Origin of the sequence: Lysobacter sp. Root604 (assembly GCF_001427505.1) — a bacterium.
In the GTDB taxonomy this organism is placed as follows: domain Bacteria; phylum Pseudomonadota; class Gammaproteobacteria; order Xanthomonadales; family Xanthomonadaceae; genus Lysobacter.
On record NZ_LMGS01000001.1, the window covers coordinates 150526 to 165498 of the forward strand.

Sequence of the window (14973 nt, forward strand, 5' to 3'; positions counted from 1 at the left end):
TTCGCGGTCGTGGGGTGAGCCGTATTATCGCCCTTTGGCGCGGATGCGCCGCGGGCGCGCGCATGCGACGCTGCGCCGCACACCTGGGGAGAGCGCACGGCCATGCCAGTCAGCGATACCCGTTCCGCGTCCGGCGCCGGCGCCGCCCCTCCGATCGGCGCGGCGGGTCGCGCCTTCGCCGCGCTGGTCGGCGCGGTCTCGCTGGCCTCCCTGGTCGGCCAGTACTGGCTGCTCATCGCCAACACCTGGGACACGGTGGGGCCGGCGTTCGCGACGGTGCGCTACCTGAGCTACTTCACCATCCTCAGCAACCTGCTGGTCAGCGCGACCTGCGCGGTGGCGGTGTTCGGCGGCGGCTCGGGCCTGGCGCGCTGGTTGGCCAGCGCGCGCGTGCGCGGCGGGATCGCGCTGGCGATCGGGGTGACCGGTACGGTCTACGTCACCATCCTGCGCCACCTCTGGCAGCCGCAGGGCGCGCAGTGGTGGGTCGACAGCGGGCTGCACTACGCGACGCCGGCGCTGTATCTGGCCTGGTGGCTGGCGGCGCTGCCGCACGGTGGCTTGGGCTGGCGCGATCTCGGGCGCTGGCTGTGGTTCCCGGCCTTGTACGTGGTCTGGGCCTTCCTGCGCGGGCAGGTCGTGCACGAGTACCCGTATCCGTTCCTGGACGTGGGCGCGCTGGGCTGGCCGGTGGTGCTGCGCAACTCGGTCGGAGTGCTGATCCTGTTCCTGGTCTTCGGTGCCGGTCTGCTCGGCGTCGACCGGCTGCTGGGGCGCCGGCGCGGGTCGGACTGAGTCGGGCGGCCGCGTATACCGGAACTGCTTTGCAGATTCTTAGCGGAATCTTTACGAATCTTGGCCATTCGGGGGCGAGTCGGCTTAGGCTAGGTGCCAATTCCGGTACCTGGGGTCAGGCCAATGACGCAACACCGCACTCGTTTGTTCCGTGCCGTCCATTACGCGATCTGCCTGGCCGGCGGCCTCGCCGTCGCCGCGCCGGCCCTGGCCCAGGACGCGCAAGCGCCGGCCGAGCCGGCCAGTGAGGCCAAAACCCTGGACACCGTGTCCGTGCTGGGCTCGCGCCGCAGCCAGCGCTCGTCCGACACCGCCTCGATCTCGCCGGTGGACGTGCTGCCGATGGCGCAGGCCACCGAGGAAGGCGCCCAGTTCGACCTGGCGCAGTCGCTGCAGTACGCGGCGCCCTCGTTCAATTCCACCCGTCAGACCGGCGCCGACGGCGCCGACCTGATCGACTCGGCCGCGCTGCGCGGCCTGGGTTCGGACCAGACCCTGGTGCTGGTCAACGGCAAGCGCCACCACACCACCGCCCTGGTCAACCTGTTCGGCGCGCGCAATCGCGGCAACACCGGCACCGACCTCAACACCATCCCGCTGATGGCGATCGACAGCGTCGAGATCCTGCGCGACGGCGCCGCCGCCCAGTACGGCTCGGACGCGATCGCGGGCGTGATGAACATCGCCCTGAAGAAGCGCAAGGGCTGCGAAGCGGTGGCCGGCTGGGGCCAGTACTCGCGCGGCGACGGCGAGAACTGGCTGGCGTCGGGCTACTGCGGCGTCGGCCTGGGCACGGACGGCGTGCTCGGCATCACCTTGGAGTATCAGGACCGCGGCCGTTCCGACCGCTCCGAGCCCAAGGGCAGCCCGCGCATCATCGGCGACTCTAAGATCCGCAATCAGACCTTGTTCCTCAACGGCGAAAAGCCGCTGACCGACAACGCGACCCTGTACTTCACCGCCGGCCTGCAGAACCGCGATGCCTCCTCGGCCGCGTTCGCGCGCGAGGGCATCGGTTCGGAAGACATCCCCTCGCGCAACTCCGAGGCGATGTATCCGAACGGTTTCGTGCCCTTCATCGATGGCGATCTGGAAGACCGCTTCGGCACCGTCGGCCTGCGTTGGGGCATGGGCGAGTGGCAGGCCGATCTGTCGGCCACCTACGGCTACAACGAGCTGCGCTACGACATCAACCACACCCTCAACGCCTCGATCGCCAACCTCGACCTGCTCAACGGCGGCCGCGGCGTCAGCGCCAGCAGCTTCGACGCGGGCGGTTTCTCGTTCCGCCAGAACACCTACAACTTCGACGTCAGCCGCTACTACGACACGGTCTTCCACGGCTTCAACGCCGCCTTCGGCCTGGAACGTCGCGACGAGCGCTACAGCATCTTCGCCGGCGAGCCGGGCTCCTACATCGACGCCGACGGCGTCGGCGTGGGCGGCAACGCGGGCAGCCAGGGCTTCCCGGGCTTCCAGCCCAGCGACGCGGGCAGCCACGAGCGCGACAGCTGGGCCGCCTATGTCGACCTGGAAGCCGATTTCAGCGATCGCCTGACCACCGGCTTCGCCTTGCGCTACGAGGACTACAGCGACTTCGGCGACACCCTGACCGGCAAGCTCGCCGCCGGCTTCCGCGCCACCGACACGCTGATGCTGCGCGCCTCGGCCAGCACCGGCTTCCGCGCGCCGTCGCTGCAGCAGAAGTACTTCTCCTCGACCATCACCGACTTCATCAACGGCGAACCGGTCGACGTGGTGATCGCGCCCAACGGCGGCACCATCGCCAACGCCGCGGGCCTGCCGCTGCTGAAGGACGAGACCTCGAAGAACTACACCCTCGGCTTGACCTGGTCGCCGACCGCGAACACCTCGTTCACGCTCGATGCCTATCGCATCAACATCGACGACCGCATCGTGCTCAGCGGCCGCTTCGACACCAGCGATCCGACCATCGGCGCGATCCTGGATTCGCTGGGCGTGGGCCAGGCCCAGTTCTTCGTCAATTCGGTCGATACCAAGACCGAGGGCGTGGACCTGACCTTCAATCACGAGGCCGAATGGGGCGGCGGCAAGTTGGGCACCTTCGTCGCCCTCAACGTCAACCGCACCAAGGTCACCGGCATCCACGCGCCGCCGGCCCTGGTCGGGCGCGAGGACGTGCTGCTGTCCGAGCGCGAGCGCTTGTTCATCGAGCAGGGCGCGCCCAAGTCCAAGGCCGTGGTCGGCTTCGATTATTCGCGCGGCGCCTGGGAGGGCGACCTGAAGGTGATCTACTTCGGCGCGCAGACCCTGGGCACCTTCACCGGCACCGCCGGCGGCGTGCCCAACGCGCGTTACGAAGCCAAGACCTCGGCCGACGTCAGCGTGACCTACGCCTTCAGCGAGAACACCAAGCTCACCGTCGGCGGCGCCAACGTGTTCGACGTCAAGCCGACCCGTCAGGACCCGAACGAGACCGACAACGGCCATGTGTTCGACAGCGTGCAGTTCGGCCTCAACGGCGCGGCCTACTTCGTGAGGCTGTGGCACCGGTTTTAATAGGCATGGTCTGATCGGCAGGGTCCGGTCGGCATGCGCCGATCGGTCCCGATCGGCGCAATTCGGCGGCGCCGACCGGCGTATCCTTCCGGCGTTCGCGTCGGAAGGAGCGCAGCAGGCATGAGCAACGACTATCTCGATTATCTGCGCGACTTGATGGCCGGCTTCGGCACGGTCACGTCGCGGCGCATGTTCGGCGGGCATGGCTTGTACCGCGACGGCGTGATCTTCGCCTTGGTCGACGACGACGCGTTGTACGTCAAGGTCGACGACGTCAGCCGCGCGCAGTTCGAAGCCGCGGGCTGCGCGGCGTTCGTTTATCACAAGCAGAAGGAACTCGTCGCGCTGAGCTATTGGTCGGTGCCGGAGTCGGCGCTGGATTCGGCCGAGGAACTGCGGCCGTGGCTGGACCTGGCTTACGCCGCCGCCTTGCGCAAGGCGAATGCGCCGACGAAGAAGAAGCCGCGCGCGAAGCGTCCGGCTAGGTAGCGTCAAGGATCGTTCGCGCCTGCCTTGGGGTAGGGGCGGCGTGAGCCGCGACCGCGTATTCGCGCCTGCGACGAGACCAACGACGGCGAGTGGGTTCCGGGTCGCGGCTCACGCCGCTCCTACAGGGAGTTAGGCGTGGCGATCTCGCGAGCTTGGGGCGTTGCTTTGGGGTAGGAGCGGCGTAAGCCGCGACCGCGCATCGCGCCTGCGACGAAACCGGCGATGGCACGTGGGGTCCGATCGCGGCTCACGCCGCTCCCACAGGAAACTGGGCGTGGCGAGCTCGCGAGTTTAGCCACGGCCTTGGGGTAGGAGCGGCGTGAGCCGCGACCGCGCCTGCGTGGCTTGCGACGAGACCGGCGATGGCGCGTGAGGTCCCAATCGCGGCTCACGCCGCTCCCACAGAAGGCGAGATGCGGCGACGCGGCCTCAGTCCTTCTCCACCGCCAGCAGCCACTCCAGAAACAAGCGCGCTGACGCGCGCAGGCGGCGGTGCGCGGGGTAGACCGCGTAATAACCCCAGCGCGCCTTGATCGCCGGGCCCGGCAGGCGCACCAACTGGCCCGAGGCCAGGTACGGCACTGCCACTTGCTGGCGCGCCAGCGCGGCGCCCAGGCCGTGGACCGCGGCGGCCAGCGCGTCGGTGGTGTCGCTGAAGCTGTAGCGTTCGTCCAACTTGACGCCGTGCACTTCCGCGCCGCGGAACCAGTCGTGCCAGCCCTGGCGTGCGTGGTCGGAGATCAGCGGCAGGCGCGCGACATGCGCGGCCTCGTCGAGTTCGGACACGCCGGGCAGGTGGGGCGAGGCGACCGGGAACAGGTAGTCGTCCATCAGGTGATGCGCGGTCAGGCCGGGCCAGTGGCCGGGGCCGTGGCGGATGCCCAGGTCGGGGCCGCCTTCGTCGAACCGGGTCAGCGCGATCTCGGTGTCCACGCTCAAGCGCAGTTGCGGATGCGCGGCGACGAACGAAGGCAGGCGCGGCAGCAGCCAGGTGTAGGCCAGCGAGTGCAGGGTGGTGATGCGCACTTTGTCGTGCTCGGCGCGCGCGACCCGCAGGCTGCGCAGCACGCCTTCCATGTCGGCCATGGCCGAACCCGCGGCGTCGGCGAGCTGGCGGCCTTCGGCGGTCAGCGACACGCCGCGCGCGTGGCGTTGGAACAGGCTGACTTCCAGCCGCGCTTCGAGCTTGCGCACATGGTGGCTGACCGCGCTGGCGGTCAGGTGCAGCTCTTCGGCGGCATGGGCGAAATTCTGGTGACGGGCGGCGGCTTCGAACGCCGCCAGCGCCGGCAGCAAGTCGGAACGCAGGGCCATGGGTAGCCTCAAATCCTGTTTGTGCCTGACCTCCAAAGTATGCGCTTGTGATGGCGATACGGGTGAGGACAATGGTCTCAGCCAGCAATTTGGCTGTTGCCCGGGCCGGCCGCGGTGGCACGGTGCGGCCGGACCGCCTGGCGGCTCCGCAGGCTTCCCCATACCGGCCTTACCCGGCCTGCATCGATCAGTTTCGGCATTCGAACCACGCGCACCTCCCTCCGCCCCCACGCGAGCCCCGTCATGCCTTCCATCGACACCGCCGTCTCCTTGCCGACCCCCGCGACGCGGGCCTGGCTGACCCCGTTGGAACTGGGACTGCTGGGCGCGATCTGGGGCGCCTCGTTCCTGTTCATGCGCATCGCCGTCCACGATTTCGGCGCGATGCCGCTGGTCGAGGTGCGACTGGCCCTGGGTTCGCTGGTGCTGCTGCCGTTCCTGTGGCGCGCGCGCGCGCAATTCCCCGCCAGGATCTGGCCGAAGATCGTGCTGATCGGCGCGATCAATTCGGCGGTGCCCTTCATGCTGTTCGCCTGGGCCGCGCAGCGCGCGCCGGCCGGCATCGGCGCTATCGCCAATGCGATGACGGTGCTGTTCACCGCGTTGGTCGGGTTTTTGTTCTTCGGCGAGAAGATCGGCGCGCGCCGCAGCGTGGCCTTGCTGGTCGGCTTCGCCGGCGTGGTGGTGCTGGCCAGCGGCAAGACCGCGGGCGCCAGCATCAGCTGGGCGGTGGCGGCCGGTGCGGGTGCGGCCTTCCTGTACGGCATCGGCATCAACCTGGTGCGTCGCCATCTCAGCGGCCTGCCGCCGGCAGCGGTCGCTTCGGCCACGCTCGGTTCCGCGGCGCTGCTGACCCTGCCGTTCGCGCTCAGCAGCTGGCCCACGCACGACATCCCGATGAAGTCCTGGTTCTCGGCGGCGATGTTGGGCGTGCTCTGCACCGGCGCAGCCTTCGTCATGTACTACCGCTTGATCGCGCGCATCGGCGCCAACCGCGCGTCCACCGTGACGTACCTGATTCCGGTGTTCGGCGTGGCCTGGGCCTGGATGTTGCTGGACGAGCCGCTGACCCTGACCATGGGCATCGCCGGCGCGATGATTCTGGGCAGCGTCGCGATCAGCCAGCGCAGCGCGCGCTGAGGGAGCCTGATACATGAACGACAGCTACCGCGATCCCGTGCAGCACCGCGTCCGCTTCGATTTCGAAATCGAGTTCACCAACGGCGGCGGCATCCAGGGCCAGGATTTCCGCCTCGACATCGATGGCGACGACATCGCCGACGCCGCCCTGGTCGACTACATCGTGCAGGACCTGCGCCTGCTGATGGTCGGCCAGGCGCGCATCCTCAACAAGGCGATCATCGTCGAGGCGCACAAGCGCAAGACCGACGCGGCCGATCCGGGGCGGCGCATCTACGTCGACCTCAGCCATACCATCGAGGACGGCCTGGTCACGTATCCGGGCATGCCTGCCGCGCGCGTGTGCGACTACCTCAGCCGCGAGGCCTCGCGCGCGATTTACGAGGAAGGCACCGAGTTCCAGATCGCGCGCATCGAGATGGTCGCCAACACCGGCACCTACATCGACTGCCCTTCGCACCGTTATGCGCACGGCCACGATCTGTCCGAGCTCAAGCCCGAGGCCTGCGCGGATCTGGAGGGCATCGTGGTGCGCGCCGACCACCGCCAGGTCAACGCGATCGACGCGTCCTGGTTCCGCGACAAGGAATTGCGCGGACGCGCCGTACTCGTGCACACCGGCTGGGACGCGCATTGGGCCGATCCCGCCTACGCGGTCGGGCATCCGTTCCTGACCGAGGACGCGGCGGTGTATCTGCGCGAGTGCGGGGTCAAGCTGGTCGGCATCGATTCGATGAACATCGACGACACCCGCGGGCGCGCGCGACCGGTGCACAGCACCTTGCTGGGCGCCGACATCCTGATCGTCGAGCACCTGCGCAATCTGGCCGCGCTGCCGGACGAGGGCTTCCGTTTCAGCGCGGTGCCGCCCAAGGTGCGCGGCGCGGGTACCTTCCCGGTGCGCGCGCTGGCGCGGTTGGACTAGTCACTCGGCCAGATAGGCCTGCAAGGCGGCGATCGCCAGTCGCACCTTGGCCGGTTGCGAATCGCGCTGGGCGGTCACCGCGTACACGCCCAGCGGCGCCATCGACCATTCGGGCAGCACCCGCAGCGCGCGGCCGTCGGCTAACAGTGGCGCCGCGTCGGGGCCGGGCAGGCGCATGATGCCCAGGCCTTGCAGCATCATCTGTTTCAGGGCCTCGGCGCTGTTGCCGACGATGCGTCCGCCCACGCGCACCCGCCGCATCGGCTCGCCGGGGCGGTGCAGTTCCACGTATTCGGGCTGGTTGATCACGCTCAGGATCAGCATCGGGTGCTGGCCCAGCTCCTCCGGCGTGCGCGGCAGCCCGTGCGCCTGTGCGTAGGCGGGCGTGGTCGCGAGCAGATAGTTCCACTCGGCCAGGCGGCGGGCGACCAGGTTGGAATCGACCAGGCGGCCCACGCGCACCGCCAGATCGATGCGCTCGCCGATCAGATCGATCTGGCGGTCCTCGGCGAACAGGCGTAGCGACAAGGCCGGATGCGCGCGCAACAAGGGCGCCAGCGCGCCGGCGAGATGGCTGGCGAAACCCGCCGGCACCGCCACCCGCAACTCGCCGCGCGGTTCGTCGCGCAGATCGCCGAGCCGGCGCTCAGCCGCGCGCGCCGCGTGCAGCATGCCCGCGCAATCCTCGTAGTAGGCCTGCCCGGCCTCGGTGGTGGTGAGCTTGCGGGTGGAGCGGTGCAGCAGGACCACGCCGATCTCTTCTTCCAGGCGCCGCAACTGCTGGCTCACCGCCGACGGGGTCATGTCCAGTTCGCGCGCGGCCGCGCTCATCGAGCCCAGCTCGACCACGCGGGCGTACAGGGCCATGCGCTTGAGGCGGTCTATCGTGAAGTCCAGCTTCATAGTTCTAGTCCAGGTACGCATCTTATCGAGCGATCTTGCAGTGGGAATACTAGCGCCACCTAACCCCAACGGAGCATTCCCATGCACATCGCCCTGATCGGCGCCAGCGGCTTCATCGGCTCGGCGCTGCGTAACGAAGCCCTGTCGCGCGGCCACCGGGTCACCGCCCTGGTCGGCCATCCGGAAAAGCTGAGCGCGCAAGCTGGCCTGAGCGTGTTCGCCACCGACGTGCTCGACCAGGACCGCCTGGCCCAGCAACTGGCCGGCCACGAGGCCGTGATCAGCGCCTTCAGCGGCCACGCCCAGGACGACGTGCGCGACTACTTCAACCGCGGCACGGCGGCCATCGTCGCCGCGACCAAGCAGGCCGGCGTGCCGCGCCTGCTGGTGGTCGGCGGCGCCGGCAGCCTGGAGGTCGCGCCCGGCGTGCAGCTGGTCGATACCCCGGACTTTCCCGCGCAGTGGAAGGGCGCCGCGCTGGGCGGCCGCGACGTGCTCGAGTCGCTGCGCACCGAGTCGACCCTGGATTGGACCTTCCTCAGCCCGGCGGCCCTGATCTCGCCCGGCGAGCGCACCGGCCGCTTCCGCCTGGGCGGCGAGCAGCTGTTGGTCGACGAGGCCGGCAATTCCGCGATTTCGGTCGAGGACTACGCGCTGGCCTTGATCGACGAACTGGAGCAGCCGGCGCATAGCCGACGTCGTTTCAGCATCGCGTATTGAGCCTGACGGCGCGCGGTGGATCGCCCACCGCGCGTCGGCGTTGGAAGGCAGCGCGCAAGCAGGGCCCTGGCCACGGCCGTGCGCGCCGGATCGAATATGAGCGGCTAGGGGAAGATGGTCCAGGCCAGTGTGCGGTTGCATCGCGCAGGTCCTGATCGAGCAGTTGCGGTCGCTCACGGACCGCATCGACATGCTGGTAATGCTGCAGGACTTCGAGGTGCCTGCGTCGCAGCCTTCCGAGCGCGCCTGGTGCGGGCAGGGTCTGGAGATCGGGGGCACGCAAAGATGTGCAGGAAGCGGTGTCGAAAGTGGGGCGTATCGAGCGCCAGCCGATGTATCGCTGAGCGCGCCGGCGCCGTGCCAACGCGTGTATACGTCCTGCGCGGTCCGCCAACGGCGGTACTACTTCGGCTAACCTGCCCGTATCTTGGAGAGCCGTCGGCGCAGCGCGCCGGTAGGGGAACGACATGCGCGGCACACTTCGCAGGACTGGTGTCGCACTGACTCTGATCTTGTGCTTCGGTCCGACGGCGTTCGCGCAAAGCGAATGCGAGCATCTTGGCGCACAGGCCGTCATCGCGGAGAAAGCACGCAAGCCGTTCTTCTTCCGGACTTACGAGAAGCGCCGTATTGCCGCCTTGACCCTGGCCGAATGCGCATACCGCAAGGAAGCCGACCGTGCCTTGAGCGCGGCCATCGGCGATAGGCGGTTCGCCCGCCTGTCCGCCGAAGAGCAACGCCGCACCTTGTCGATCGCCGGCCTGAACGCTTGGCGCCTGGAGCAGTACCAGCATTCGCTGGAACTGCACCGGCGCGCCGTCGCCACCGATCCTGGCGACGCCGACGATTGGTTTCGCCTGTCGATCCTGGAGCGCATGCAGGGCGACAACACGGCGGCGGCCGAATCGCTGATCCATTTGATCGAGCATTGGCCGGACTTACTGGACAACCTCGACGACCAGCATATCTTCCCGCTGATCTTCCGGCTGGAGCCGCGTTCGCAGGTGCGCCTGGATTTGTTGCAGGCCTTGTACGACGCCAACTGGCGCCGCAAAGGGCAGGGTGCAAGTCTGGCCTGGTACGAGCTGGCGGTGATGCGCATCGACCGTGGGCAGGCCGATGCCGCAACTGCGGCGATCCGGCGCGTGTCCACGCCGATCGAACTGGTCAAGCTGCGCGCCGACAAGCGCTTCGACGCGATCGTGGATCGCGATGCCGGGGCGTTCGACGTCGAAAACGCGGCCGCGCAGGAAGTGGAGCTCTACCGCTCGCTATCCGAGGTACAGCCCGATTCGCTGGAACTGAGCAGGCAGCTTAGCTACGCCCTGCTGACCGCGGGCCGGACCGAGGCGGCGCTGACCCATTCCAGTCAAGTGTTGGCGAGCATCGCCGAAGCGCCGGCCGGCCAGGCGCCGTATAAGAATCTGGGTGACGAAGTCTGGCTGATGAACAACCGCGCCATCGCCCTGCGCCGTCTCGGCCATCTAGACGAGGCGCTGCTGGAATTGCGCCGCGCCTCGCTTCACACCGAAGACGGCGGCGCCAACGTCAGCCAGACCTTGAACCTGGGCGACTTCTACGCCTCCCTGGGCCGCTCCGATGAAGCCTTGGCCGCGGCGGCGCGCGCGGGCGACGACATCAGCGGTTACGGGAGGATGGTCCAGGTCTCGGTGCAACTGCGCGGAGCGCTGCAAAAGCATGATGCCGATGGCGTACAGCGCGCGCTTAACTATCTGCGCGAGCATCGCAAGGATTCGCAGGAGACCTATCTGGATGCGCTGCTTATTGCCGCGCGCCTGGACGAGGCCGAGTTGGCGCTGCTGGAACTGCTGGCCTCGCCGGAAGAGCGCGGCGACATTCTGGAGTGGCTGCAGGCCTACCGCCAAGCCGAACCTCTGCCGGGCGATCGCACCTGGTGCGCAGGTAAGGCCGAACTCATCGCGCGCAGGCGCGTGCAGGAAGCGATCGCGCGCGTGGGCCGTATCGAACGCTACGACGTCTACGGTATGAACGAAATGCGGTGAATCCGGTGTCGACAGGTGGCTGGCATACTTCCGCCTCGTCACGCACGCAGGAGCCCGCATGCACGGTCCCGATCCCAACGACCCGCATCCGATGCGCGGTTTTCCGCAGATCTGCTACATCCGAAACACCGTCGACAACCCGCAGATCCAGGTCGGCGAGTACAGCTACTACGACGATCCCGAGGATTCGGAAGGGTTCGCCCGCAACGTGCTGTACCTGTTCCCCTTCATCGGCGACCGCCTGATCATCGGCCGTTACTGCGCGATCGCGCGCGGGGCGACTTTCGTCATGAACGGCGCCAACCACCGTATGTCGGGGTTCTCGACCTATCCCTTCAACATCTTCGGCAACGGCTGGGAACGCAGCACGCCCTTGCCCGATGAACTGCCCTACAAGGGCGATACCGTGGTCGGAAACGACGTCTGGATCGGCTACCAGGCCATGCTGATGCCCGGCGTGCGCGTCGGCGACGGCGCCATCATCGCCGCGCGCTCGGTGGTGAGCGCGGACGTGCCGGCGTACGCGATCGTCGGCGGCAATCCGGCGCGGGTGCTGCGCATGCGCTACGAGCCGGCGCAGATCGAACGCTTGCTGCGCATCGCCTGGTGGGATTGGGACGCGGACCAGGTCAGCCGCAATCTGGAGTTGATCGTGGGCGCCGACCTGGACGCGCTGGAAGCGGCGCAGTGAGTGCGCTCAGCGCGTAGCCGAGGCGTCCTGGGGCAGGAGTGCCTCGGCGGCGGTCTGGCGCGCTTGCGCGCGCGCCAGGCCGTAGCCGGTGCAGGCCCAGGCCAGCGCGATCGCCGCGCCGATCAGGGCGGCCAGGGCCGGTTGCTGGGCGACCGCGTCGACCAGGGCCTTGGCCCAGCCGCTGACCGCATCGGCACCGCGATAGACCACCGAGTCGATGAAGTTCTTGGCCTTGTACTTGGCCTGGGTCGGCACCGAGGTGAACAGCATCTCGCGGCCCGGCCGCACGAAGGCGTATTCGCCGGCGCGGCGCACCACCATCACCACCGCCAGCACCGCGAAGGTCGGTGCCAGCGCCAGCCACAGGAAGCCGAACACCGTCACCACCGGCACCGCCACCAGCAGCACGCCTATCCCCAGCCGCTGCGCCAGGCGACCGGTCAGGAACAACTGCGACAGGATCGCCAGGCTCTGCACCAGCACGTCGATGGTGCCGAATACGCGGGTCTGGTCGGCGCGGTCGGGATAGGTGAGTTCGACCAGCCGCGCCTGCTCGAAATAGAGAAAGGTGCTGACGCTGGCCAGCAACAACACAAAGGCGGCGATGCCGAGCAGGTAGGGCGAGCGCAGTACGTCGGTGAAGCCGGCGAAGGGGCTGCCGCCGAGCGGACGCGCGCGCGCCGCGGCGCTGGCTTCGGCATGCAGGGGGTGGGCGTCGCGCCAGCGCTGCAAGCGCCGTGCGACGTAGATCGCCGCGACCAGCAGCGCCGCCGACAGCCACAACAATCCGGCATGGCCGATGCGGCCGACCAGGACCACGCCCAGCAAGGGGCCGAGCAGGCCGCCGAAGCTCGCGCCGGATGCCATCAGCGCGAACACGCGCTTGGCCTGCGCGGTCGGGAACAGATCGGCCAACACGCTCCAGGCCACCGAGATCGCGATCAGATTGAACACCGACAGCCAGATGTAGAAGCTGCGCGCGAACCACAGATTGTCCGGCGCCCAGTGGAAGCCCAGCGCGAACCCGGCCAGGTTCAGGGCGAAGAAGCCGAAGGTCCAGGGCAGTACGTGGCGGCGCTGCACGCGTCCGGCCACCCAGCCGAACAGCGGCATCACCGCCAGCGTGGCGACGAAGGTGCCGGTGAACAGCCACTGCAGGTTGTCCACGCCGCCGGCGATGCCCATGGTCTCGCGCACCGGGCGCAGCATGAAATAGCCGGCGAACAGCAGGAAGAACAACAGCGCGCCGGCCGCCGCGGGCTCGGCCTCGCGTTGGTCGATACCGAACAGGCGGGCCAGCTGACGCGTCGGCGCGGCCGCGCTCATGCACGCTTCAACCGATCGCCGCGATCAGGGCCGCACGCTGCTTGGCGTCCAGCATGGCGCCGACGCCGGCCTGAAGATTGTCGGTCTGGTTCTTGGGTTTGGAGGTGGCCGGAATCACCACCGTCACCGCAGGTTCGCTGAGTACGAACTTCAGGAACAGTTGCGCCCAGGAACCGGCGCCGACCTCCGCCGCCCACTCCGGCAGCGGCTTGTCGCGTACCTGCGCGAACAAGCGGCCGTCCTCGAAGGCGCGGTTGACGATCACCGCGATGCCCAGCTCGCGCGCGAGCGGGAAGATCGTGCGTTCGGCGGCGCGCGCGACCGGCGAATAGTTGATCTGCACGAACTCGGGCTTGAGCGAGCGCATGTCCTGGGCGAGTTGCGCGTGGGCATCGTCGCGGTAGTGGGTCAGGCCGACGTAACGCACCTTGCCTTGCTGCTTGAGCTCGCGCGCGAGCGCGAGCTGAGTGCGGGTATCGCGCAGGTTATGCACCTGCAGCAGGTCGATCTTGTCGGTCTTCAGGCGGCGCAAGGATTCGCCGAACTGGGCCAGGCCTTCGTCGCGGCCGCTCACGCCGGACAGCTTGGTGGCCAGGAACAGTTTGGGCCGCGTCCGCGTTTCGGCCAGCAGGTCGCCGAGCACGTCCTCGGCGCTGGAATAGGTCGGCGCGGTGTCGATCACGGTCGCGCCGGCATCGATGAATCGCTTGAGGACCTCGCGCAGGGGCTCGCGCGCGTCCGCGCCGGCGCCGACCTCGAAGCTGCCCGAGGTGCCCATGCCGATCACGGGCAGTGGCTCGCCGCTGGAGGGAATGGCGCGTTTCAGCAGCGGGCCGCGGAACGGTTGCTCGGCGGTGAGCGCGCCGGCCGGTTTGTTCGGGCCGTTGCCCAGGGGGCGCGGCGTATCCTGGCTGCACGCAGCCAGAGGCGCCAGCGCCAATCCGGTGGCAGTGAGGGTGGCGGTGGCGAGGAAATCCCGACGGCTGGCCATGGCGCGTACTCGCGTTGCGGGGAAGACGTGGACAGACCGCAGCCTCGCCTGTGGCGCGGGCTGCGGACAGTGCCGTTAGCCATGTGCCCGCGGCGGCGTCGCCGTCGCGGGACTCAGCGCGCGCCGAGACGCTGCAACAGGGCCATCGCCGCGGCCGGATTGCGCGCCTTGGCGGCGCTGATGAAATACAGATAGACCTCGCGCGGGCGCGCGCCGGCCTCGCCGATGGCGCCGACATGCGCCAGGTCGGCCGGATCGCCGCCTTCGGCCCATTCGCGCGCGCGTCGCGCCCAATCGTCGAGCTCGGATTCGGGATAGCCGGTCGCGACTTCGGCGCGCGAACGCATCAGCCGCGCGTACACGAAGTCGCCGGTGATGTCGGCCAGCGAGGGGTAGTCGCTGGAGTCGGTGTAGACGGTGGCGACCCGACGCTCGCGCGCGAGGCGCAGGTAGGCGGGATCGCGGAAGCTGTCGTGGCGCACTTCCAGCACGTGGCGCAGGGCGCGGCCGTCGAGCTCGCGCGGCAGGCCGTCGAGGAAGGCGGCGACGTCGTCGGCGTCGAAACTGCGGCTGGGCGCCAGCTGCCACAGGATCGGGCCCAGGCGCTGGCCGAACTCGGCCAGGCCGCCGTCGATGAAGGCCTGCGCGGCCTTGATGTTGCGCGCCAGTGCGCCGGACTGGGTGATCCGCCCGGGGGCCTTGAGCGAGAACGCGAAGACGTTCGGCGTTTCCGCCGCCCACTTGGCGTAAGTGGCCGGTTTCTGCGCGCTGTAGAAGGTGCCGTTGATCTCGATGCTGCTCAACTCGCGGCTCGCGTATTCCAGCTCGCGCCGCTGCACCAAGCCCTTGGGATAGAAGTTGTCGCGCCAGGGCGCGTAGGTCCAGCCGCCGATGCCGACGCGGATGCCGTCCACCGGCGGGACATGACGCGTGTCGCCGCCGCTGCCGCCGTCGACGGGAGGCGCGGAGAACAGATCGCCGGCGGGGGCGGGCTTCTTGCTGCGCGAGGGGCTCATCGGTGTTTCGCCGTCCGAGAGTGATAGGTGCGGAACGCAGGCGAGCATAGCGCCGAAACGTTAAGCTCACGTCGCGCCGACGGTGGCGCGACAGGCAC

13 protein-coding genes are annotated in these 14973 nt (G+C 68.7%); 8 read left to right on the forward strand and 5 right to left on the reverse strand.

Annotated elements, in window-relative coordinates:
* The first annotated feature begins 102 nt into the window (after positions 1-102).
* From ASD69_RS00720 to ASD69_RS00730, 3 genes are all read left to right on the forward strand, one after another.
* Positions 103-795, forward strand: coding sequence for a Pr6Pr family membrane protein (locus ASD69_RS00720; RefSeq protein WP_056172653.1), 693 nt, complete (start codon positions 103-105; stop codon positions 793-795).
* A 123-nt stretch (positions 796-918) separates the two neighbouring features.
* Entirely contained in the window at positions 919-3336 is a 2418-nt protein-coding gene (locus tag ASD69_RS00725) for a TonB-dependent receptor (protein WP_056172655.1), read from the forward strand.
* 120 nt (positions 3337-3456) lie between these two features.
* The gene (locus ASD69_RS00730) at positions 3457-3825 is read left to right on the forward strand and encodes a TfoX/Sxy family protein (protein WP_056172659.1); all 369 of its coding nucleotides are present in this window, start codon (positions 3457-3459) and stop codon (positions 3823-3825) included.
* A 429-nt stretch (positions 3826-4254) separates the two neighbouring features.
* Here ASD69_RS00730 and ASD69_RS00735 read toward each other — a convergent pair whose 3' ends face one another.
* Positions 4255-5139 carry a LysR substrate-binding domain-containing protein gene (locus ASD69_RS00735; protein ID WP_056172664.1) on the reverse strand — a complete coding sequence of 295 codons (885 nt, stop codon included), beginning with the start codon at positions 5137-5139 and terminating at the stop codon, positions 4255-4257.
* Between the two features lie 243 nt (positions 5140-5382).
* Here ASD69_RS00735 and ASD69_RS00740 point away from each other — a divergent pair, with 243 nt between their 5' ends.
* Both ASD69_RS00740 and ASD69_RS00745 read left to right on the forward strand, forming a co-directional pair.
* Positions 5383-6279: a DMT family transporter gene (locus ASD69_RS00740; protein WP_056172667.1), complete on the forward strand. Its 897-nt coding sequence runs from the start codon at positions 5383-5385 to the stop codon at positions 6277-6279.
* A gap of 13 nt (positions 6280-6292) precedes the next feature.
* Positions 6293-7204, forward strand: a complete 912-nt coding sequence (locus ASD69_RS00745) for a cyclase family protein (RefSeq protein WP_056172670.1) — start codon at positions 6293-6295, stop codon at positions 7202-7204.
* Here the strand turns inward: ASD69_RS00745 and ASD69_RS00750 are convergent, their stop codons facing one another.
* Positions 7205-8128, reverse strand: coding sequence for a LysR family transcriptional regulator (locus ASD69_RS00750; RefSeq protein WP_200943920.1), 924 nt, complete (start codon positions 8126-8128; stop codon positions 7205-7207).
* A 60-nt stretch (positions 8129-8188) separates the two neighbouring features.
* On the opposite strand from ASD69_RS00750, the gene ASD69_RS00755 reads away from it, so the two are divergent.
* The 3 genes from ASD69_RS00755 (at position 8189) to ASD69_RS00770 (ending at position 11542) form a co-directional block, all read left to right on the forward strand.
* Positions 8189-8827 (forward strand): NAD(P)-dependent oxidoreductase, encoded by a 639-nt coding sequence (locus ASD69_RS00755; RefSeq protein WP_056172675.1) that lies wholly within the window; start codon positions 8189-8191, stop codon positions 8825-8827.
* 638 nt (positions 8828-9465) lie between these two features.
* Complete coding sequence (locus ASD69_RS00765; RefSeq protein ID WP_157498868.1) at positions 9466-10851, forward strand: hypothetical protein; 1386 nt, start codon at positions 9466-9468, stop codon at positions 10849-10851.
* Between the two features lie 58 nt (positions 10852-10909).
* Positions 10910-11542: a Vat family streptogramin A O-acetyltransferase gene (locus ASD69_RS00770; protein ID WP_056172683.1), complete on the forward strand. Its 633-nt coding sequence runs from the start codon at positions 10910-10912 to the stop codon at positions 11540-11542.
* A 6-nt stretch (positions 11543-11548) separates the two neighbouring features.
* Here ASD69_RS00770 and ASD69_RS00775 read toward each other — a convergent pair whose 3' ends face one another.
* The 3 genes from ASD69_RS00775 to ASD69_RS00785 form a co-directional block, all read right to left on the reverse strand.
* Positions 11549-12868, reverse strand: a complete 1320-nt coding sequence (locus ASD69_RS00775; protein WP_082576195.1) for an MFS transporter — start codon at positions 12866-12868, stop codon at positions 11549-11551.
* Positions 12869-12875: 7 nt separating this feature from the next.
* The gene (locus tag ASD69_RS00780; RefSeq protein ID WP_056172686.1) at positions 12876-13859 is read right to left on the reverse strand and encodes an aldo/keto reductase; all 984 of its coding nucleotides are present in this window, start codon (positions 13857-13859) and stop codon (positions 12876-12878) included.
* A 113-nt stretch (positions 13860-13972) separates the two neighbouring features.
* Positions 13973-14875: a DUF72 domain-containing protein gene (locus ASD69_RS00785; RefSeq protein WP_082576196.1), complete on the reverse strand. Its 903-nt coding sequence runs from the start codon at positions 14873-14875 to the stop codon at positions 13973-13975.
* Between the last annotated feature and the right edge of the window lie 98 nt (positions 14876-14973).

What these genes read in the sequence shown, in the direction of transcription:
- ASD69_RS00720 (WP_056172653.1), top strand. Translation starts at nt 103, where the DNA reads ATGCCAGTCAGCGATACCCGTTCCGCGTCCGGCGCCGGCGCCGCCCCT.
- ASD69_RS00725 (WP_056172655.1), top strand. Translation starts at nt 919, where the DNA reads ATGACGCAACACCGCACTCGTTTGTTCCGTGCCGTCCATTACGCGATC.
- ASD69_RS00730 (WP_056172659.1), top strand. Translation starts at nt 3,457, where the DNA reads ATGAGCAACGACTATCTCGATTATCTGCGCGACTTGATGGCCGGCTTC.
- ASD69_RS00735 (WP_056172664.1), bottom strand. Translation starts at nt 5,139, where the DNA reads ATGGCCCTGCGTTCCGACTTGCTGCCGGCGCTGGCGGCGTTCGAAGCC.
- ASD69_RS00740 (WP_056172667.1), top strand. Translation starts at nt 5,383, where the DNA reads ATGCCTTCCATCGACACCGCCGTCTCCTTGCCGACCCCCGCGACGCGG.
- ASD69_RS00745 (WP_056172670.1), top strand. Translation starts at nt 6,293, where the DNA reads ATGAACGACAGCTACCGCGATCCCGTGCAGCACCGCGTCCGCTTCGAT.
- ASD69_RS00750 (WP_200943920.1), bottom strand. Translation starts at nt 8,128, where the DNA reads ATGCGTACCTGGACTAGAACTATGAAGCTGGACTTCACGATAGACCGC.
- ASD69_RS00755 (WP_056172675.1), top strand. Translation starts at nt 8,189, where the DNA reads ATGCACATCGCCCTGATCGGCGCCAGCGGCTTCATCGGCTCGGCGCTG.
- ASD69_RS00770 (WP_056172683.1), top strand. Translation starts at nt 10,910, where the DNA reads ATGCACGGTCCCGATCCCAACGACCCGCATCCGATGCGCGGTTTTCCG.
- ASD69_RS00775 (WP_082576195.1), bottom strand. Translation starts at nt 12,868, where the DNA reads ATGAGCGCGGCCGCGCCGACGCGTCAGCTGGCCCGCCTGTTCGGTATC.
- ASD69_RS00780 (WP_056172686.1), bottom strand. Translation starts at nt 13,859, where the DNA reads ATGGCCAGCCGTCGGGATTTCCTCGCCACCGCCACCCTCACTGCCACC.
- ASD69_RS00785 (WP_082576196.1), bottom strand. Translation starts at nt 14,875, where the DNA reads ATGAGCCCCTCGCGCAGCAAGAAGCCCGCCCCCGCCGGCGATCTGTTC.